The organism is Streptomyces sp. NPDC014870 (assembly GCF_043081505.1).
In the GTDB taxonomy this organism is placed as follows: Bacteria; Actinomycetota; Actinomycetes; order Streptomycetales; family Streptomycetaceae; genus Streptomyces.
Genome location: NZ_JBIBWQ010000004.1, coordinates 244,692 through 263,380 on the forward strand (window position 1 = coordinate 244,692; position 18,689 = coordinate 263,380).

An 18,689-nucleotide genomic window follows, 5' to 3' on the forward strand; every position below is an offset into this window, starting at 1 on the left:
GTGAGCCGGTCATGAGCCCGTCATGAAGGAGGGTTCATGCGCGCGGAGCCGGTCCGCTACGGCATGCGGTACCCCATGCCCCGTACGGTCTCCAGGCGTTCCGCCCCGAGTTTCTTGCGCAGCGCCCGGACGTACACGTCCACGATGTTCGAGCCCGGGTCGAAGTCGTAGCCCCAGACGTGGGAGAGGATCTGCTCCCGCGAGAGCACCTGGCCCGGGTGGCGCAGGAAGAGTTCGAGCAGCACGAACTCACGGGCGGTCAGATCGACCGTCCGCTCGCCGGCCCTGGCCCGCCGGGTGCGCAGGTCGAGGCTCAGGTCCTCGCCTCCGCGCAGCACGGTGACCTCGGGGGTGCGGGCGGCGGTGCGCAGCCGCAGCCGTATCCGGGCCAGCAGTTCCTCGAAGCGGAACGGCTTGGTCATCCAGTCGTCCGCGCCGCCCTCCAGGCCGGCCACCGTGTCCCGTACGGAATCACGGGCCGTCAACACGATGACGGGCAGCGTCACCCGGGCCTCGCGCAGCTCTCGCAGCACGGTGAAGCCGTCGCGGCCCGGCAGTCCGATGTCCAGGAGCATCAGGTCGAAGCCGCCGGAGACGGCCCGGGCGAGGGCGGTGTCGCCGTCCGCGGCGACCGTGGTGGTGAAGCCGTTGGCGCGCAGCCCCTTCTCCACGAAGGAGGCGATCCGGTCCTCGTCCTCGGCGATCAGAATGCGGTTCACGGCGACTCCTGGAGGGTGAGGACGAGGACGAACGTGGCGCCGCCGCCCTCGGTCGGACGCAGTTCGACCCGCCCGCCCCGATGGCCCTCGGCGATGGCCTTGACGATGGAGAGCCCGAGCCCGGCGCCGCCGGTCCTGGCGCCCCGGCGGGCGGTGCCGCGCCGGAACCGTTCGAAGATGATGTCGGCGTCCCGCTCCTGGACGCCCGGTCCGCGGTCGGCGACGTACAGCTCGATCCGGTCCTCGACCGCCCGCGAGCCGATCGCTATCCGCCCGCCGGCGACGGTGTGCTGGACCGCGTTCTGCGCGAGCTGCACCATGGCCTGGGTGATCCGCTGGGGGTCGAGGACGGCCGGCCGGTCGGCGACCCCGTCCAGGACCCAGTCCCGTTCGCCGAGGGCCCGTGCCTTCACGAAGACGTCCGCGGTCAGCTCGGCGAGCTGGACGGTCCCGGTGCGCACGAAGTCCGGGCGTTCGGCCTTGGCGAGGAGGAGCAGGTCCTCCACGATCCGGCTCATCCGGTCGAGCTCGTCGGTCACCAGACGGACGGTCTCCCGCTGTTCGGCCGGGTCCTCGCCCATCAGCTCCAGATGGCCGCGCACGATGGTGATGGGCGTGCGCAGTTCGTGCCCGGCGTCGTCGACGAACTGGCGCTGACCGGCGAACGCCTGTTCAAGCCGGTCCAGCATCGCGTTGAAGGTCTCGGCGAGCGCGGCGATGTCGTCCCGGCCCTGGACGGGTATCCGCTGGGTCAGATCGCGCTCGGTCAGCTCGGCGGCGGTCGCGCGTACCACTCGTACGGGTGCAAGGATGCGGCCCGCGACCGCCCAGCCGATCCCGGTCGTCATCAGCAGCGCAAGACCCGATATGGCGAGCAGTGCGCGGAACGCCTCGTCGGCGACGGCCCGCTCGCGGTCCGCGTGGAAGGCGACCACGAAGGCCGCCCCGGGCGCGGCCTCGCTCCTGATGGGCACCTTCGCCCAGCGGACCTCGCCGCGCGGGCGGTCGAGCCGCCCCGAGGAGTCGTCGGAGCCGGCGATGGCGTCGAGCGAGGGGCGGTCGCGGTGCAGGGCGAGGGAGTCCGGCAGGTCACGGGACTGCCGGATGACGCGGAGCCCCTGCCCGGGAGGGCCGACCAGGCCGAGGAGTTCCTCGTCCGGGTCGGAGTACTGGCGCTGGAGGAAGACCCGCAGCAACGCGTCCGGGTCGGTGAACGGGCCGCCCGTCGCGGGGTCGACGCCCTGCGCCACGAAGTTGGCGAACTCGCCGGTCTCCTGGGTCAGGAGCTGGTTGATCCGGTGGTCCACGTCCCGCAGCAGGATGGAGCGGGTGGCCACGGCGACGGCGGCCAGCGCCACGGCCATCACGAGCAGCAGCCAGAGCAGGATGCGGACGCGGGCGGACACCCGGTGGTCAGCCCTCGTCACGGAGGTCGTCATCGTCGTCGCCGGTGGCCGAGGGCCCGGGCACGACCGCGTCGGACGGCGGCGGGGTCGAGGACGCCGTCCCGCCGGAAGGAGGCGTGGACGTCGGCGTCGCCGTGCCCGTCGTGCCGGAGCCCGGCGTGGACGAACCGCTCGGCGCGGTACTCAGTTCCACGGCCGGTGGCACCCGGGGAGCCTCGGGCTCGTCGGTCAGGGCGTAGCTCGTCGCCGCTATCCCGAGCGGGATGGCGACGACGGCCGCGAGCGTGGCCATGCGATGGGTGAAGGACATGGGATCAGGCTCGCGCGCGCGGGCGCCGGCGAGGATGAGGCCCCGATGAGGATTCCTTCATCTTCGCCGCGGATCCCCGCCCCCGGAGTCAGGACTCCAGACCGATGGCGAAGGCCGCCTCCAGGTCGTGCTGGGAGTACGTACGGAACGCGACGTGCGTGTCCGTCGCCTCGACGCCCGGGATCTTGCTGATCCGGCCGGGGATGACGTCCGCCAGGTCGTCGTGCCGGGGCACCCGGACCATGGCGATCAGGTCGTACGTACCGGTCACCGAGAAGACCTCGCTGACGCTGTCGAGCGCGGCGATCGACTCCGCGATCTCGGGGATGCGGTCCACGCTGGTCTTGATGAGCACGATCGCGGTGATCACGGCTGGCTTTCTCCCTCGGTCGCCGCAGCTGGGGACTTCACTGTATCCCCACCCCGGTAGCGGCCCCAGGCGTAGAGGAAGCCGACGGCGAAGCCCACCACATGGGCCAGGTACGCCACGCCCGGGCCCGCGCCCGCCCCGCGGGCCGCCAGCCACTGCAGCACGAACCAGAAGACCAGCACGATCCAGGCGGGGAAGCGCAGCGGAAGGAAGAGCAGAAAGGGGAAGAGGCTGGTCACCCGGGCGCGGGGGAAGAGGAAGAGGAACGCGCCGAGCACCCCCGAGATCGCCCCCGAGGCCCCGACCAGGGTCTGCTCGCTGTCCGCGTACGCCGCCGCGTAGCCGAGCAGGGCCAGATAGCCGCAGCCCAGGTAGAAGAGGCCGAACGCGAGCGGGCCCATCCGGTTCTCGGTCATCGCGCCGAAGACGTAGAGGAAGAGCATGTTCCCCAGCAGGTGCAGCCAGCTGCCGTGGACGAAGAGCGCGGTCAGCGGGGTGAGCAGGGTGCGCGGCGGTCCGCCGCCCATCAGCTCGGCCGGTACGACGCCCCAGTGGTGGAAGTACGCGCTCTGCGCCGCGAGGACCGCGTCCCCGGTCCCGTACGCGGGATCGAGCCCCGAGACCGGGCCGATCAGGAACACCAGGCAGCAGGCGCCGATCAGGGCGTACGTCACCGTGGGCCCGGTCCGGAAACTCCGCCAGGTGCCGAGGGCCGTCCGCCGCCAGTCGATCCGCCGCCAATCGATCATGGACAGATCATGGCGTAACGGTGCCGACCTGGACAGAGTGCCTCGCCGCGACATGGGGTACGCGCAAGGCCGTAGGGTTACGCGTTGTACCTCAGCGGTTCGACGGCGCACCGCGGCACCCGCACTCGCATGACGCACATGAAAGAGGACGGCACGATGACGACGGTTCCCCTGCCGACCGCCGAGACCCGCTGGCGCTGCACTCTCTGCGGCAACCTCACCCGGTTCGATGTGACCCGCTCCTCGAAGGTCGTCGAGTACGTCCATCTGGATCTCGCGGGAGAGCCGAAGGTCGAGGAGCGCGAGGTGGTCAGTGAGACCATCGAGTCGGTCCGCTGCCGCTGGTGCAACGCGGTGGACCAGATCGAACTGGTGGACAGGCCCGGCACCGCTTCCTGACGGAGCGGTGCGAATGACAATGGGGTGACGGATCGTGGAGCAGCCCGCGCACGGTGGAGAACCGGCCGGCGCGGCAGGTGACGCTGCCGAGGCGCTCGACCGCCCGCTGCCGGACGGCGTGCGGCGCAGGGTCGTCGCGCTGGTCTCGGACGCCTTCGGCGGGCTGACGGTCGCCGAACTACCGGCACCCCTGCGGCAGTACGCCCGCTTCACCGCGAGCCGGCGGGCCAAGTTCGCCGGCAACGCCATGGCCGCCGCCCTGGAGAGCGACCCGCTCTTCCGGCAGCGGATCGGTGAGCGCTTCAAGGAGGCGCAGCCCGAGCTGGCCGGGGCCGTCGAGACCGGCGCCCCGCCGGCCGCCGCCGACCCCGTCGACGTCGCCGCGGCCGCCTATGTGCTGCGCCCGGTCGGCTGGGTCAAGCTGGTCGCCGCCGCCGGTGAGGAGGCCCAGCGGGCCGACGCCGAGCGGGCCGACGAGGCGGGCCGGCGCGAGCTGGAGCGGCTGCGCGAGGAGGTCGCCACCGCGAAGGACCGCGGCCGCGCCGAGACCGAGCAGCTGCGCCACGATCTGGAAGCCGCCCGCAAGGAAGCCGAATCGCTTCACCGCAAGCTGCGCAGCGCCCAGAGCGATGTGAAGCGCGGCGAGGCGGCGCTACGCAGGACCCAGGCCGAGATCGACACGATCAGGGCCGACGCGGCGGCGCAGGTGTCGGCCGCCGAGAGCGAGACCCGTCGGCTCAAGTCCCGGCTCGGTGAGGTCGAGGCGGCCCTGGAGGCCAGCCGCAGGGCCGCCCGCGAGGGGCGCTCGGTCGAGGACATGCGGCTGCGGCTGCTGCTCGACACCGTGCTCGACGCCGCCCAGGGGCTCCGGCGCGAACTGGCCCTGCCGCCCGTCTCGGTGCACCCCGCCGACACCGTCGACGCGGTGGAGCCCGGCCGGATGTCGCCGAAGGACATCGCGGCCCGCGCGCTCTCCGAGACCGACCCGGCCCTGCTCGACCAGCTCCTGGCGCTCCCGCAGACGCATCTGGTCGTGGACGGCTACAACGTCACCAAGACCGGCTACCCGACCATGCCGCTGGAGAAGCAGCGGCTGCGGCTGCTCGGCGGGCTCTCCGCCCTCGCGGCCCGCTCGGGCGCCGAGGTCACCTGTGTCTTCGACGGGGCCGAGCTGGCCGCCCCGGTCCTCCTCGCGCCGCCGCGTGGGGTGCGCGTGCTGTTCTCCAAGCCGGGTGTCACGGCCGACGAGTTGATCCGCCAGCTGGTGCGCGCCGAGCCGCCGGGCCGTCCGGTCGTGGTCGTCTCCACCGACCGCGAGGTCGCCGACGGGGTCGCCAAGGCCGGTGCGCGGCCCGTCGCGTCCGCCTTGTTGCTCAAGCGGCTTTCGCGCATGTCGTGAGGGATCGTAAGTCCTGGGCGTAATGCCCGAATTCTGGAGGGCGCAGGGTCAAGTGCCCATTACCGCCCGTGTGGTGCGTGTAAATAATGTGCCCTGTGAGCGAGATTTTGCCCATGAGGATTTGAACTGATCACAAGATGGTCACTAGGGTCGGGCCTCGAACCTTCGCGCGGTTGATCATCCATCCGGGATGTCAGGCGGAGGGACCGCCTGACGCAGTTCGGTTGGGCGGCTCGAGGAAGAAGGAGCTCGCCTTCGTGGCGTCCCACCGTCGACCCAAGCAGCCGAGCCGCACCCGTGTGACCGTGCTCGGCGTCACCGCCGCCGCCGCCGTCGCGCTCACCGCCCAGACCGGCGCCCAGGCTGCTCCCAAGCCGAAGATCGACGAGGTCAAGTCGAAGGTCGACGAGCTCAACCACGAGGCCGAAGAGGCCACGGAGCAGTACAACCTGGCCGAAGAGCGGCGCGGCAAGCTCCAGGGCGAGATCAGCACCCTGCAGGACAAGGTGGCCCGCGGCCAGCAGGAGCTCAACACCCTGCGCAACAGCATCGGTTCGGTCGCCTCCGCGCAGTACCGCTCCGGTGGCATCGACCCGGCGCTCCAGCTCTTCCTCTCCTCCGACCCGGACACCTACCTCGACAAGGCGTCCGCGATCGACCAGCTCGGCGCCAAGCAGGCCGACGTGCTCCAGTCGATCCAGGCCAAGCAGCGCACCCTCGCGCAGCAGCGCGCCGAGGCGACGACGAAGCTCGCCGACCTCGAGGACGTCCGCAAGACCCTCGGTGAGAAGAAGAAGGCCTACCAGGGCAAGCTGGCCGAGGCCCGCAAGCTGCTCAACACCCTCACCGCCGCCGAGCGCGCCAAGATCCAGCAGGACGAGCAGCGCGCCAGCCGCGCCGCCGGTGAGCGGGTCAACCTCGGCAACGAGGCCCCGGCCTCCCGCCTCGGCGCGGACGCGCTCGCCGCCGCGGCCACCCAGCTCGGCAAGCCGTACGTCTCCGGCGCCGAGGGCCCCAACGCCTACGACTGCTCCGGTCTGACGCAGTGGGCCTACCGCCAGGCCGGCGCCACGCTGACCCGCACCACCTACACCCAGCAGAACGACGGCGTGAAGATCGGCCGCAGCCAGCTCAAGCCCGGCGACCTGGTCTTCTTCAACGGCCTTTCGCACGTGGGTCTGTACGCGGGCAACGGGCAGATCCTGCACGCCCCGAAGCCGGGCGCCGTGGTCCGCTACGAGTCGATGAGCTACATGGGCACCTTCCAGTTCGGTGTCCGCATCTGACGCGTACGACCCTCGCGACCCCACGCCCAATCGGGTGGTTCGTCGCATCCTTCGCTGACGTGACGCCCCGCCGGTGACCTTGTGGTCTCCGGCGGGGCGTCACTTTGCGTGCCCGAGAGCTTCGTTGGACGGCGAGTGATCACCGGCTACTGTCTGCCGCGCCGGTCCGGGCCACCTCCGGGCCACCAGCGAACGGAGCGCGATACGTGGCGTCCCACCGACGACCCGCCAGGGTCACCGTCCTGACCGCCGCCGCGGCCACCGCGGCGACGGCCTTCGGCGCCGTCCCCGCGAGCGCCGACCCGATCGGCACCCCGGAGACGACGCGCGCCACGGTCGACCGGCTCTTCGAGGAGGCCGAACGGGCCACCGAGGGCTACAACAAGGCCGACGAGCGCGCGGACGGGCTGCGCAGGACGGTCGCCCAGGCCCGGGACAGCGTGGCGCGCGGCCAGGAGCGGGTCAACCGCATGCGGGACGCGCTCGGTTCGGTCGCCGGGGCCCAGTACCGCTCCGGCGGCATCGACCCGGCCCTCGCCCTGCTGCTCTCCTCCGACCCCGACTCCTACCTCGAACGCGCCTCCGTCCTCGACCGGGTGGCCGCCCGGCAGGGCCTCGCGCTCGGCCGGCTCCAGCAGGAGCAGCGCCGGCTGCACCAGCAGCGGACCGAGGCCACCCGGCTCCTCGCCGAGCTGGAGGTCAGCCGCACCCAGGTCGCCCAGCACAAGCGCGCCGTCGAGCGGAAGCTCGCCGAGGCCCGCAGGCTGCTCCAGTCGCTGACGGCCGAGGAGCGCGCCGACTTCGAGGGCCGCGCCTCCCGCTCGGGCCGCGAGGGACTCGAGGAGCCGCCGCCGATGGCCGACCTCGGCCCGGCCTCGTCACGGGCCGCCGCCGCGGTGATCGCCGCCCGCGGCGCCATCGGCAAGCCGTACGTCTGGGGCGCGACCGGCCCGTCCGGCTTCGACTGCTCGGGCCTGATGGTCTGGTCGTACCGGCAGGCCGGGATCAGCCTGCCCCGCACCTCGCAGGCGCAGCGCCACGCGGGCCGGCAGGTGCCGCTGTCCCAGGCGCAGCCCGGCGACCTCGTGACGTACCGCAGCGACGCCAGCCATGTCGGGATCTACGCGGGCAACGGACAGGTCATCCACGCCCCCTATCCCGGCGCCCGGGTGCGCTACGACCCCGTGGGGATGATGTCCCACGTGACGGTGACGCGGGTCTGACCGGACACCTGTCCGCCCGGCTGCCCGTACGATCGGGAGCGTGGCAGGTCAGCGGCGTGGTGCGAGGCGAAGGACGGCGGCCTGTCTGCTGACGGCGCTGCTCGGCCTGGCCGGGTGCGCGGCCCCCGGGCCGGTCGACCCCGCGCCCCAGGAGATCCGCACGCTCCTCGACCGGCACGCGCGGGCGCTGCTCGCCCGCGACGAGGCGGCCTACGCGGTGGCCCTCGACCCCGCCCACGCGCCCGCCGCCCTCGCGGAGTTCGACCGGCTCGCCGAGGTGCCCCTCGCCTCCTGGGGCTACCGCCTGAAGGACGTCGACCGCTCCGGGCAGGACCGGGCCACCGCCCGCGCCGAGCTGAGCTACCGGATCGACGGCTACGACGCGGGGCCCGTCACCACCGAACGCGTCCTGGACCTGACCGAGCGGGACGGCCGCTGGTACGTGACCGCCGACCGGCCCGCCGAGGGCGCCCCGCAGCAGCTCTGGCAGCAGGGCGAGGTGGAGACCGTACGGGGCAGGCACAGCCTCGTCCTCGGCGTCGGGCAGTCGGAGGAGCGCCTCAAGGCCGTCGCGGCGTACGCCGACCGGGCCGTGCCCGCGGTCTCGGCGGCCTGGCCCGGGGACTGGGCGCGCCGGGTGGTGGTCCTCGTCCCGGCCACCCTCGACGGCATGGGCGGCCTGCTGGGGGCGCCGCCGGCCTCGTACCGGGGGATAGCGGCCGTCACCACCGGGGAGGTCGGGGGCGGCCCCCACGCGCCCGCGGACCGGGTGATCGTCAACCCCGAGGCGTACGGCGTGCTGGGGGAGTTCGGGCAGCAGGTGGTCCTCACCCACGAGACGACCCACGTGGCCACCCGCGCCGCGACCTCCGCGGCCACCCCGGTCTGGCTCTCGGAGGGCCTCGCCGACTGGGTGGCGTACCGCGACACGGGCCGCACGGCCGCGCAGGCCGCCCCCGAGCTGCGCCGGGCGGTCCGCGCGGGCGACCTGCCTGCCGCGCTGCCGGACGACAAGGCCTTCGCCTTCGGCGGCGACGCGGACGCCCTGGCCCGCGCGTACGAGGGCGGCTGGCTCGCGTGCGCGATGATCGCGGAGCGCTGGGGCGAGCCGGAACTGCGGGACTTCTACCGCGCGGTGGGCGCCCACCCGCAGCGCGAGGGAGCGGTCGAGAAGGCGCTCGCCGAGGTCCTCGACACCACCCCGGAGGAGTTCACCGACGACTGGCGGACGTACCTGCGGCAGCGGCTGGGGTAGCTGTCCGCAGCGGTTCCCGCTGGGCCGGGATCGACAGCGGGGTCAGACGCGGCTCGGTCACCGTCTGCCGCCACAGGACGCGGCAGGCCGAGACCGACGCGGCCACCAGCAGACCGTTCCGTACGAGCAGCAGCGTCACCCCGAGCGGATCGCTGTCGGTGACGTGCGAGAACCAGATCGGGAACTCCAGCTGCGTCACCGCCGTCGCCCACAGCACCAGCAGCGCGGGCCGGCGCATCCGGCTCGCCCGGTACGCCGTGCACACCGCGGCGAGGCCCACCAGCCAGATCATGTACTGGGGGCTTATCACCCGGCTCGTCGTGGTGAAGAGCAGCACCGCCACGAAGGCCGCGTCCGCCGTCGTCGACGACGTGAACGCCCGGGCCCTGATCCGCCACACCAGGAGCCAGCCGAAGGCGGCGAAGGTCAGCGCCATGGCGGCGGTGGAGACGGCGGAGACGTACGGCCCGAGGAACTCGATCGAGCCGTAGTTCATCCGCACCTCGCCGTCCCAGCCGACGTACCGGGCCAGATGGAAGACCAGCGCGCCCAGCGACTCGACCTCCGTGCCGCGGTCCCGCTGGAAGTTCAGGAACGCGAGCGCCCCGGGCGCCGCGAGGACGCACAGCAGCAGCAGCCCCGCCGCCGAGCCCGCCGCCGCGGGCCAGGAGCGGAGCGTCGCGCGGCCGCGCGGGGTGCCCGCGAGCAGCAGCGCGGGCCAGACCTTCAGCATCGCCCCCAGGCCCGCGAGGGCCCCGAGCACGGCCGGCCGGCGCGCCGCCGCGAGCAGCGCGGCCACCGCCACGGCGGTCACCATCAGGTCGTAGCGGGCGTACGCGGTCGGGCCGAGCAGCGGCACGCCCGCGATCCAGACCCACGCCCCGCGCGGGCTGCGGCCGCGCCGCCGTCCCGTGTACCGCAGCAGTCCGTAGACGAGCGCGTCGCAGAGGAAGGCGAGCACGAAGAAGGCGGCGGCGTAGTCCAGGAAGGGCAGCAGCGCGGGGGAGAGGATCGCCACGGCCGCGAGCGGCGGGTACTGCCAGGTGACGTCGTCCAGCGGGTACGTGCCGGTCCGCAGCACCTCGAACCAGCCGCGGTAGATCTGGTCGATGTCGCTCGTGACGTCGGGTCCCGGGACCCGGAGCACCTTGAAGACGCACAGCAGCAGGACGACGCGGGTGACCGCCCAGACCAGATCGGGGTTCCTTCTCGCGCGCTCGGCAGCCGTACCCAGTACGCCCGTCATTCCTGACTCGTCCAATCCGTCGGTCGGTCTGTTCGGTCCGCGCGGGCGGAGGGGGGGTGTTGCCGGGCGGGGGGTGCCGTCACGTACATTCGGCGACGATGCACAAGACCCTGATCGTAACCAACGACTTCCCGCCCCGGCCCGGGGGGATCCAGGCCTTCCTGCACAACATGGCGCTGCGCCTGGATCCCGAGCGGGTCGTGGTCTACGCCTCCACCTGGAAGCGGAGCCGCGAGGGGATCGAGGCGACCGCCGCGTTCGACGCCGAACAGCCTTTCACGGTCGTGCGGGACCGCACCACCATGCTGCTGCCCACACCCAGGGTCACCGCCCGGGCCACCGCGCTGCTGCGCGAGCACGGCTGCGAGTCGGTCTGGTTCGGGGCGGCCGCGCCCCTCGGGCTCATGGGCCCCGCCCTGCGCCGGGCGGGCGCGCGCCGGCTCGTCGCGACGACGCACGGCCACGAGGCGGGCTGGGCCCAGCTGCCGGGCGCGCGGCAGCTCCTTCGCCGCATCGGCGAGGGCACGGACACGCTCACCTACCTCGGCGAGTACACGCGCTCGCGGATCGCCGGGGCGCTGACCCCGGCCGCCGCGGGGCGGATGGTCCAGCTCCCGCCGGGCGTCGACGAGAAGACCTTCCACCCAGGCTCGGGCGGTGACGCGGTACGGGAACGGCTCGGGCTCACCGACCGCCCGGTCGTCGTGTGCGTCTCGCGGCTCGTCCCGCGCAAGGGCCAGGACACGCTGATCAGGGCCCTGCCGGAGATCCTGCGCCGGGTGCCGGACGCGGTGCTGCTGATCGTCGGGGGCGGGCCGTACGAGAAGGACCTGCGCCGACTCGCCGCCGAGACCGGCGTGGCCGATTCCGTACGTTTCACGGGCGCGGTGCCGTGGGCGGAGCTCCCGGCCCACTACGGCGCCGGTGACGTCTTCGCGATGCCCTGCCGCACCCGCAGGGGCGGCCTGGACGTGGAGGGCCTCGGCATCGTCTACCTGGAGGCCTCGGCCACCGGGCTCCCCGTCGTCGCGGGCGACTCGGGCGGCGCACCCGACGCGGTCCTGGACGGCGAGACCGGCTGGGTGGTCCGCGGCGACGCCCCCGAGGAGTCGGCCGAGCGCGTCGCGACCCTCCTGCTCGACGCCGAGCTGCGCCGCCGCATGGGCACCCGGGGCCGCGAGTGGGTCGAGGACCGCTGGCGCTGGGACCTTCTGGCGGAGCGCCTGAAGGAACTGCTGTAGAGACGTGAGGAGGGCCCGGTGCATCCCGCACCGGGCCCTCCTCATGTCTGAAGGGGTTCCGCGCTACGCGCGGTAGATCGCCTCGATCTCGTCCGCGAAGTCCTTCGCCACCACGTTCCGCTTCAGCTTCAGCGACGGCGTGATGTGGCCCGCCTCCTCCGTGAACTGCGCGGGCAGGACACGGAACTTGCGCACCGACTCGGCCTTCGACACCGCCGCGTTGCCGTCGTCCACCGCCCGCTGGACCTCCGCGAGTAGCTCCGCGTCGTCGCGCAGCGAGGCCGCCGTCGAGCCGGCCGGCTTGCCGTGCTCCGAGGCCCAGCGGCCCAGGAACTCCTCGTCCAGGGTGACGAGCGCGCCGACGAACGGCCGCCCGTCGCCGACCACCATGCACTCCGCGACCAGCGCGTGCGCCCGGATCCGGTCCTCGATGACCGCCGGGGCGACGTTCTTGCCGCCCGCCGTCACCAGGATCTCCTTCTTGCGGCCGGTGATCGCGAGGTAGCCGTCCTCGTCGAGGGTGCCGATGTCCCCGGTGTGGAACCAGCCGTCCGCGAGGGCCTCGGCCGTCGCCGACTCGTTCTTCCAGTACCCGGAGAAGATGTGCTCGCCGTGCAGCAGCACCTCGCCGTCGTCGGCGATCCGCACCACCGAGCCCGGCAGCGGCTGACCGACCGTGCCGATCTTCTGCCGGTCCCACGGGTTGAACGCGGTCGCCGCGCACGACTCCGTCAGGCCGTAGCCCTCCAGGACCGTGAAGCCGATCCCGCGGAAGAAGTGGCCCAGCCGCTCACCCAGCGGCGCGCCGCCCGAGATCGCGTACTCGCCGCGCCCGCCGAGCACCGCCCGCAGCTTGGAGAAGACCAGCTTGTCGAAGATCCTGTGCTTCAGCCGCAGGCCGAACGACGGGCCCTGCGGCGAGTCGATCGCCCGGCTGTACGCGATCGCCGTGTGCGCGGCCTTGTCGAAGATCTTGCCCTTGCCGTCCGCCTGGGCCTTGGCCCGCGCCGAGTTGTAGACCTTCTCGAAGACGCGCGGCACGCCCAGGATCAGCGTCGGCCGGAAGGAGGCCAGCTCGTCCGTCAGGTTCTTGATGTCCGGGACGCAGCCCAGCTTGATCGGCGCCATCACGGACGCGACCTCGACGAGCCGTCCGAAGACGTGCGCGGCCGGCAGGAAGAGCAGCACCGAGCACTCGCCGGTGCGGAAGAGCGGCTTCAGGCGCTCCACGACGTTGCCGCACTCCGCGAAGAAGGCACGGTGCGTCAGCACACAGCCCTTGGGGCGGCCGGTGGTGCCCGAGGTGTAGACGATTGTCGCCGGGTCGTCCGCGTTCGCCGCGGACATCCGCTCGTCGAGCAGCTCGTCGGCGATCTCCGCGCCCTCGGCGGTGAGCTGCGCGACCGCGTCCGCCTCGATCTGCCGGACGCCCTTCAGGGCCGGCAGCTCCGTCCGTACCGACTCCACCGACTCCGCGTGGGCCGCGGACTCGACCAGGGCGAGCGTGGCGCCCGAGTCGCCGAGGATCCACTGGATCTGCTCCGGCGAGCTGGTCTCGTACACCGGCACGGTCACCGCGCCCGCACTCCAGATCGCGAAGTCGAGGAGCACCCACTCGTACCGCGTCCTGGACAGCAGGGCGACCCGGTCGCCCGGCTCCACACCCGCCGCGATCAGTCCCTTCGCGGCCCCTCTGACCTCGGCGAGGAACTGCGCTGCGGTGACGTCCGTCCAGACACCGGCGACCTTGCGTCCCATCACGGCGACATCGGGGTGCTGAGTGGCGTTGCGGCGGATGAGATCCGTCAGATTGCCGTCCGAGGGGACCTCGTACAGGGCCGGAAGGCTGAACTCGCGCAAGACTGCTGCTCCTCATCGGGCGCCGGCGCCACGGCTCTGTGTGATGCACCGGTGCGGTCCAAGATCGCAGGTGCTCAGTGGGGTGAGCACAACTGGACTGCCCGGACGTTACCCATCAGTACTGGGTTCCCGATAGGGGGTCCTGGTCAGATGTTCCGTGCGTCACACAGCTGTGGCGGTGCTTCGCGCACAGTAGTCCACAGCTTTGAGGACTCGGAAGTAACCGCAGGTCCGACGCCCTACGCTGACGGCATGAGGATCAACGTGGTCAGCGACGTGCACGGGAACAGCGGGGCCCTCGCCAAGGCGGGGCAGGGCGCGGACGCCCTGGTCTGCCTGGGTGACCTGGTGCTCTTCCTCGACTACGCCGACCACAGCCGGGGCATCTTCCCCGACCTCTTCGGCGTGGCGAACGCGGACCTCATCGTCGAACTGCGCACCGCCCGCCGCTTCGACGAGGCCCGCGACCTGGGGCGGCGCCTGTGGTCCGAGCTCGCCGTCGACCGCGACACCGCGATCGAGGGCGCGGTACGCCGCCAGTACGAAGAGCTCTTCGCCGCCTTCCCCACCCCGACGTACGCGACCTACGGCAATGTCGACATTCCCGGGCTCTGGCCCGAGTACGCCCGCCCGGGGACCACCGTCCTGGACGGCGAGCGGGTCGAGATAGGCGGCCTGGTCTTCGGCTTCGTGGGCGGCGGACTGCGCACCCCGATGCGCACGCCCTACGAGATCTCCGACGAGGAGTACGCGGCGAAGGTCGAGGCGCTCGGCGAGGTCGACGTGCTGTGCAGCCACATCCCGCCGGACGTCCCGGAACTCACGTACGACACCGTCGCCCGCCGCTTCGAGCGCGGCAGCCGGGCCCTGCTCGACGCGATCCGGCGGACCCGGCCCCGGTACGCCCTCTTCGGCCACGTCCACCAGCCGCTGGCCCGGCGCATGCGGGTCGCGGGCACCGAGTGCGTGAACGTCGGCCACTTCGCGGCGACGGGCCGGCCGTGGACGCTGGAGTGGTGACGGGGCGCCGGTGAGGGCGCGATAGCCTTCGAGTCGGCACGTTCGTGCCGTCCTGACTTCCGCCGGACCGCACAGTGGAGGAGCCACCACGATGGCCGAACACACCAGCTCGAGCATCACCATCGAGGCAGCGCCGGCCGACGTCATGAGCGTCATCGCCGACTTCGCGCGCTACCCCGAGTGGACGGGCGAGGTGAAGGAGGCCGAGGTCCTGGAGAAGGACGAGGCCGGCCGCGCGGAGAAGGTCCGCCTGCTGCTCGACGCGGGCGCGATCAAGGACGACCACACGCTGGCCTACACCTGGACCGGCGACAACGAGGTCTCCTGGACGCTGGTCAAGTCCCAGATGCTCCGCGCCCTCGACGGCTCCTACCAGCTCGCCCCGGCGGGCGACGGCACGCGCACCGAGGTGACGTACCAGCTCACCGTCGACGTCAAGATCCCGATGCTCGGCATGATCAAGCGCAAGGCGGAGAAGGTCATCATCGACCGCGCCCTCGCCGGCCTGAAGAAGCGCGTGGAATCGGGCGAGTAGACCGGCGCCCGGGGACGGCGACCGTCCGTCCCCTCCCGGCCCTACCGGTAACGTTCCGCCGTATGGGGATCCTGCTAGTCACCGGGGCCGGCGGAGCCGGGCGGACGACCGTGGCCGCCGCGACCGCGCTCGCCGACGCCCGAGCCGGGCGACGCGTCCTGCTCGTCTCGGCGGACGCCGAGCACGGCCTCGGGGTGGACGTCCTGCGCCCCACCCCCGGAGCCGACTTCCGCCGGGAGTTCCTCGCCCTGCAGGAACGCTCCGCCACCGCCCTCGACCTGCTCGGCGCCGCCCCCTTCGAGGACGCCGAACTCACCGAACTCCCCGGCAGCGCCCCCTTCGCCCTGCTCCGCGCCCTGCGCGACGCCGCCGCCCGGCCGGACGTCGACCTCGTCGTGGTCGACCTGCCGCCGCTGCTCGACGCCCTCGCCCTGCTCGCCCTGCCCGAGCAGCTGCGCCGCTACCTGCGCCGCCTCCTGCCGCCCGAACGGCAGGCCGCCCGCGCCCTGCGCCCCATGCTGGCCCAGCTCGCCGGCGTCCCGATGCCCGCGCAGTGGCTCTACGAGACGACCGCCCGCTGGGAGGCCGAGCTCGCCGCCGTCCAGGCCGTCGTCGACGCCCCCACCACCGCCGTACGCCTCGTCGTCGAGCCGGGACCCGCCGCGACCGAGACCCTGCGCACCGCCCGCCTCGGCCTCGCCCTGCACGGCCTCGCCCTCGACACGGTCGTCGCCAACAAGCTGCTCCCCGCGGAGTCCCAGGACCCCTGGTTCGCCGCCCTCACCGCCCAGCAGCACGAGCACCTGGACCGGCTCCGCACCGGACACGACGGAGCCGTGCACGCCCTCCCGCACCTGGGCCGGGACCCCCGCGGCGCCGAGGACCTCACCCTGCTCGCCGTCGACACGAAACCCGCGCCCGCGCCCGCCTGGACGGTCGAGGACCGCCGGGCCGAGGACGGCATCCTCGTCTGGCACGTCCCGCTGCCCGGCGCCGTCAAGGAGGAGCTCTCCCTCGTCCGGCGCGGCGACGAACTCCTCCTCGCCGTCGGCCCGTTCCGCCGCAGCGTGCCGCTCCCGGCCGCCCTGCGCCGCTGCACGGTCGCCGGGGCGGGGCTCGTCGACGGCGACCTCAGGGTCAGGTTCGCCCCGGACGCCGGTCTCTGGCCGAAGGCCCCCTGAGGACGTGTACCGTCGACGGTATAAGCCGTAAGGAGTACGCCATGAGCGATTCTGACGCCTGGGCCAAGGCGTGCGCCGAGGACCTGGAGGCCGAGAAGGCCCGCCGCCGCGCCGCCGGCGGCGCGGAGCCCGGCTCGGCCGCCGAGGAGTTCCGCAAGCTCTTCGACGCCGTCGCCGACAAGTTCTCCACCCTGCGCGGTCCGCTCGCGGGCATGGCCGCCCAGGGCACCGTGCAGCAGTTCGTCAACCAGGCGAAGGCCGCCGTCGAGCCGATCATCGAGCGCAACCCGCAGGTCTTCGACCACCTCGCGGCCGCCGGGAACGAGCTGCTCGCCGCCTACCGCTCCGCGGTCGAGGGCCACGAGACCCGCTGGACCCGCGACGAGCCCGACGACCCGCGCGGCGAACGGAGCGCGCCGGACACCCCGAAGGACCCCGGGACCGAGGGCGAGGGGCCCGGACCCGGGCGCCCCATCGACCTGGACTGATCAGTACGGTCGGCCCCCTCGGGTACGGTTGGCCCTAGCGGGGCTCGACCGAATACTGAGGGACACATGGGACTCACCATCGGCGTCGACATCGGCGGCACGAAGATCGCGGCCGGCGTGGTCGACGAGGAGGGCAACATCCTCGACACGCACAAGGTGCCCACCCCGCCGACCCCCGAAGGCATCGTCGACGCGATCTGCGCCGCTGTCTCCGAGGCCGGCAAGGGCCATCAGATCGAGGCTGTCGGCATCGGTGCCGCGGGCTACGTCGACGACAAGCGCGCCACCGTCCTCTTCGCGCCGAACATCGACTGGCGGCACGAGCCGCTGAAGGACAAGGTCGAGCAGCGGGTCGGCCTCCCGGTCGTCGTCGAGAACGACGCGAACGCGGCGGCCTGGGGCGAGTACAAGTTCGGCGCGGGCAAGGGCCACGAGGACGTCATCTGCATCACCCTCGGCACCGGCCTCGGCGGCGGCATCATCATCGGCAACAAGCTGCGCCGCGGCCGCTTCGGCGTCGCGGCCGAGTTCGGGCACATCCGGGTCGTCCCGGACGGCCTGCTGTGCGGCTGCGGCAGCCAGGGCTGCTGGGAGCAGTACGCCTCCGGCCGCGCCCTCGTCCGCTACGCCAAGCAGCGCGCCAACGCCACGCCCGAGCGCGCGGAGATCCTCCTCGGCCTCGGCGACGGCACGCCCGAGTCCATCGAGGGCAAGCACATCAGCCAGGCGGCCCGCGCCGGTGACCCGGTGGCCGTCGACTCCTTCCGGGAGCTGGCCCGCTGGGCGGGCGCCGGCCTCGCCGACCTGGCGTCCCTCTTCGACCCGTCCGCCTTCATCGTCGGCGGCGGGGTCTCCGACGAGGGCGAGCTGGTCCTCGACCCGATCCGGAAGTCCTTCCGCCGCTGGCTGATCGGTGGCCAGTGGCGTCCGCACGCCCAGGTCCTCGCCGCCCAGCTCGGCGGCAAGGCCGGTCTCGTCGGCGCGGCCGACCTGGCCCGCCAGGGCTAGCGCCTTTCCACGGCATGCCCACCCGCCCGTCGCGTCCCTGGGGGAAGCGGCGGGCGGGTGTCGTATGTTGCCGGGTATGGCGATCACCCCGCTGCCCAACTCCCGCACCGAGGCGGACGGTTCGGCCGTCGTCCGGGTCCTGAGCTACAACATCCGTTCGATGCGGGACGACGAGGACGCCCTCGCCCGCGTCATCCGGGCCTGCGCGCCCGATCTCGTCTTCGTCCAGGAGGCGCCGCGGTTCTTCCGCTGGCGCAAACACGCGGCCCGGCTCGCCGCGAAGAGCGAACTCGTCCTGCTCAGCGGCGGCGCGACGGCCGCGGGACCGCTCCTGATGTGTTCGCTGCGGGCCACCGTCGAACGCGCCGAGGACGTGCTCCTGCCGCTCACCCCCGGCCTCCACCGGCGTGGCCTCGCCACCGCCGTCGTACGGTTCGCGGGCGCCCGCGTCGGCCTGATCAGCTGCCACCTCAGCCTGCGGGGCGAGGAGCGGTACGCCCAGGCAGGGATGGTCCTCGACCGGGTGGCCGGCATGGACACCCCGCACACGATCGTGGCCGGAGACCTCAACGAGCGCCCCGGCGGCCGGAGTTTCACCCGGCTCGCCAAGGAGCTCCAGGACGGCTGGGCGGTCAGTCCCTGGGGCGGCGAGTACACCTCGACGCCCGACGAGCCGCATCAGCGCATCGACGCGATCCTGGCGACGCAGGGCGTCGAGTTCCTCGGCTGCGGCGTCCCCCAGGACCTCGACGGCCTCGACCCGGCGGACCTGCGCGCGGCCACCGACCACCTGCCGGTCCTGGCCGCCGTACGGCTCCCGGCCTCCTGAGCCGTAACGTCCGACAGGCCCGTGGGGGGGGGGGGGGGGGGGCCCCCCCCCCCCCCCCCCCCCGGGGGGGGGGGGGGCGGGGGCGGGGGGGGGGGGGGGGGCGGGGCCCCCCCGGGGGGCACCCCCCCGCGGAGCGCCCCCCCCCCCCCCCCGGGGCCCCCCCCT

19 protein-coding genes are annotated in these 18,689 nt (G+C 73.1%); 12 read left to right on the forward strand and 7 right to left on the reverse strand.

The genetic code is table 11. From position 1 onward, the window contains the following. Positions 1-56: 56 nt before the first annotated feature. The 5 genes from ACF09C_RS13590 to ACF09C_RS13610 all read right to left on the reverse strand — a co-directional run bounded on the left by ACF09C_RS13590 (position 57) and on the right by ACF09C_RS13610 (position 3,554). Positions 57-719: a response regulator transcription factor gene (locus tag ACF09C_RS13590; RefSeq protein ID WP_362419611.1), complete on the reverse strand. Its 663-nt coding sequence runs from the start codon at positions 717-719 to the stop codon at positions 57-59. Then, positions 716-2,158, reverse strand: coding sequence for a sensor histidine kinase (locus ACF09C_RS13595; protein WP_392091655.1), 1,443 nt, complete (start codon positions 2,156-2,158; stop codon positions 716-718). Before ACF09C_RS13595 ends, ACF09C_RS13590 begins: the two co-directional genes overlap by 4 nt. Continuing rightward, on the reverse strand, positions 2,133-2,435 hold the full coding sequence (locus ACF09C_RS13600) for a small hydrophilic protein (RefSeq protein ID WP_392091656.1): 303 nt from the start codon (positions 2,433-2,435) through the stop codon (positions 2,133-2,135). The genes ACF09C_RS13595 and ACF09C_RS13600 overlap by 26 nt, the downstream gene beginning before the upstream one ends. Before the next feature lie 88 nt (positions 2,436-2,523). Then, a complete protein-coding gene (locus ACF09C_RS13605) occupies positions 2,524-2,805 on the reverse strand; it encodes an Lrp/AsnC family transcriptional regulator (RefSeq protein ID WP_017238849.1) in 282 nt (93 codons plus the stop codon). Further along, positions 2,802-3,554, reverse strand: a complete 753-nt coding sequence (locus tag ACF09C_RS13610; protein ID WP_392091657.1) for a rhomboid family intramembrane serine protease — start codon at positions 3,552-3,554, stop codon at positions 2,802-2,804. The genes ACF09C_RS13605 and ACF09C_RS13610 overlap by 4 nt, the downstream gene beginning before the upstream one ends. A gap of 156 nt (positions 3,555-3,710) precedes the next feature. Between ACF09C_RS13610 and ACF09C_RS13615 the strand changes: the two genes are divergently transcribed. From ACF09C_RS13615 to ACF09C_RS13635, 5 genes are all read left to right on the forward strand, one after another. Beyond that, positions 3,711-3,953: a hypothetical protein gene (locus ACF09C_RS13615; RefSeq protein WP_260228851.1), complete on the forward strand. Its 243-nt coding sequence runs from the start codon at positions 3,711-3,713 to the stop codon at positions 3,951-3,953. Between the two features lie 34 nt (positions 3,954-3,987). Continuing rightward, the gene (locus ACF09C_RS13620) at positions 3,988-5,352 is read left to right on the forward strand and encodes an NYN domain-containing protein (RefSeq protein ID WP_392091658.1); all 1,365 of its coding nucleotides are present in this window, start codon (positions 3,988-3,990) and stop codon (positions 5,350-5,352) included. 257 nt (positions 5,353-5,609) lie between these two features. After that, entirely contained in the window at positions 5,610-6,638 is a 1,029-nt protein-coding gene (locus ACF09C_RS13625) for an NlpC/P60 family protein (protein WP_392091659.1), read from the forward strand. A gap of 206 nt (positions 6,639-6,844) precedes the next feature. Further along, positions 6,845-7,861: an NlpC/P60 family protein gene (locus ACF09C_RS13630; protein WP_392091660.1), complete on the forward strand. Its 1,017-nt coding sequence runs from the start codon at positions 6,845-6,847 to the stop codon at positions 7,859-7,861. Between the two features lie 40 nt (positions 7,862-7,901). Beyond that, positions 7,902-9,116, forward strand: a complete 1,215-nt coding sequence (locus ACF09C_RS13635; protein ID WP_392091661.1) for a hypothetical protein — start codon at positions 7,902-7,904, stop codon at positions 9,114-9,116. On the opposite strand, the gene ACF09C_RS13640 is transcribed toward ACF09C_RS13635, so the two are convergent. Further along, complete coding sequence (locus ACF09C_RS13640; RefSeq protein ID WP_392091662.1) at positions 9,073-10,362, reverse strand: glycosyltransferase 87 family protein; 1,290 nt, start codon at positions 10,360-10,362, stop codon at positions 9,073-9,075. The genes ACF09C_RS13635 and ACF09C_RS13640 overlap by 44 nt on opposite strands. A gap of 98 nt (positions 10,363-10,460) precedes the next feature. Between ACF09C_RS13640 and ACF09C_RS13645 the strand changes: the two genes are divergently transcribed. Then, complete coding sequence (locus ACF09C_RS13645; protein ID WP_392091663.1) at positions 10,461-11,603, forward strand: glycosyltransferase family 4 protein; 1,143 nt, start codon at positions 10,461-10,463, stop codon at positions 11,601-11,603. Between the two features lie 63 nt (positions 11,604-11,666). On the opposite strand, the gene ACF09C_RS13650 is transcribed toward ACF09C_RS13645, so the two are convergent. Continuing rightward, complete coding sequence (locus tag ACF09C_RS13650) at positions 11,667-13,463, reverse strand: AMP-dependent synthetase/ligase (protein ID WP_392091664.1); 1,797 nt, start codon at positions 13,461-13,463, stop codon at positions 11,667-11,669. A gap of 252 nt (positions 13,464-13,715) precedes the next feature. Here ACF09C_RS13650 and ACF09C_RS13655 point away from each other — a divergent pair, with 252 nt between their 5' ends. The 6 genes from ACF09C_RS13655 to ACF09C_RS13680 all read left to right on the forward strand — a co-directional run bounded on the left by ACF09C_RS13655 (position 13,716) and on the right by ACF09C_RS13680 (position 18,524). Continuing rightward, positions 13,716-14,483: a metallophosphoesterase gene (locus ACF09C_RS13655; RefSeq protein ID WP_392091665.1), complete on the forward strand. Its 768-nt coding sequence runs from the start codon at positions 13,716-13,718 to the stop codon at positions 14,481-14,483. Between the two features lie 91 nt (positions 14,484-14,574). After that, positions 14,575-15,018, forward strand: coding sequence for an SRPBCC family protein (locus ACF09C_RS13660; protein WP_362419647.1), 444 nt, complete (start codon positions 14,575-14,577; stop codon positions 15,016-15,018). 62 nt (positions 15,019-15,080) lie between these two features. Further along, on the forward strand, positions 15,081-16,199 hold the full coding sequence (locus ACF09C_RS13665; RefSeq protein WP_392091666.1) for an ArsA-related P-loop ATPase: 1,119 nt from the start codon (positions 15,081-15,083) through the stop codon (positions 16,197-16,199). Positions 16,200-16,240: 41 nt separating this feature from the next. Next, positions 16,241-16,687, forward strand: coding sequence for a DUF5304 domain-containing protein (locus tag ACF09C_RS13670; RefSeq protein ID WP_392091667.1), 447 nt, complete (start codon positions 16,241-16,243; stop codon positions 16,685-16,687). A 66-nt stretch (positions 16,688-16,753) separates the two neighbouring features. Then, positions 16,754-17,695, forward strand: coding sequence for an ROK family glucokinase (locus ACF09C_RS13675; protein WP_392091668.1), 942 nt, complete (start codon positions 16,754-16,756; stop codon positions 17,693-17,695). 76 nt (positions 17,696-17,771) lie between these two features. After that, on the forward strand, positions 17,772-18,524 hold the full coding sequence (locus ACF09C_RS13680; RefSeq protein ID WP_392091669.1) for an endonuclease/exonuclease/phosphatase family protein: 753 nt from the start codon (positions 17,772-17,774) through the stop codon (positions 18,522-18,524). The last annotated feature ends 165 nt before the right edge of the window (positions 18,525-18,689 follow it).

What these genes read in the sequence shown, in the direction of transcription:
- ACF09C_RS13595 (WP_392091655.1), bottom strand. Translation starts at nt 2,158, where the DNA reads ATGACGACCTCCGTGACGAGGGCTGACCACCGGGTGTCCGCCCGCGTC.
- ACF09C_RS13600 (WP_392091656.1), bottom strand. Translation starts at nt 2,435, where the DNA reads ATGTCCTTCACCCATCGCATGGCCACGCTCGCGGCCGTCGTCGCCATC.
- ACF09C_RS13610 (WP_392091657.1), bottom strand. Translation starts at nt 3,554, where the DNA reads ATGATCGATTGGCGGCGGATCGACTGGCGGCGGACGGCCCTCGGCACC.
- ACF09C_RS13615 (WP_260228851.1), top strand. Translation starts at nt 3,711, where the DNA reads ATGACGACGGTTCCCCTGCCGACCGCCGAGACCCGCTGGCGCTGCACT.
- ACF09C_RS13640 (WP_392091662.1), bottom strand. Translation starts at nt 10,362, where the DNA reads ATGACGGGCGTACTGGGTACGGCTGCCGAGCGCGCGAGAAGGAACCCC.
- ACF09C_RS13645 (WP_392091663.1), top strand. Translation starts at nt 10,461, where the DNA reads ATGCACAAGACCCTGATCGTAACCAACGACTTCCCGCCCCGGCCCGGG.
- ACF09C_RS13655 (WP_392091665.1), top strand. Translation starts at nt 13,716, where the DNA reads ATGAGGATCAACGTGGTCAGCGACGTGCACGGGAACAGCGGGGCCCTC.
- ACF09C_RS13660 (WP_362419647.1), top strand. Translation starts at nt 14,575, where the DNA reads ATGGCCGAACACACCAGCTCGAGCATCACCATCGAGGCAGCGCCGGCC.
- ACF09C_RS13665 (WP_392091666.1), top strand. Translation starts at nt 15,081, where the DNA reads ATGGGGATCCTGCTAGTCACCGGGGCCGGCGGAGCCGGGCGGACGACC.
- ACF09C_RS13670 (WP_392091667.1), top strand. Translation starts at nt 16,241, where the DNA reads ATGAGCGATTCTGACGCCTGGGCCAAGGCGTGCGCCGAGGACCTGGAG.
- ACF09C_RS13675 (WP_392091668.1), top strand. Translation starts at nt 16,754, where the DNA reads ATGGGACTCACCATCGGCGTCGACATCGGCGGCACGAAGATCGCGGCC.
- ACF09C_RS13680 (WP_392091669.1), top strand. Translation starts at nt 17,772, where the DNA reads ATGGCGATCACCCCGCTGCCCAACTCCCGCACCGAGGCGGACGGTTCG.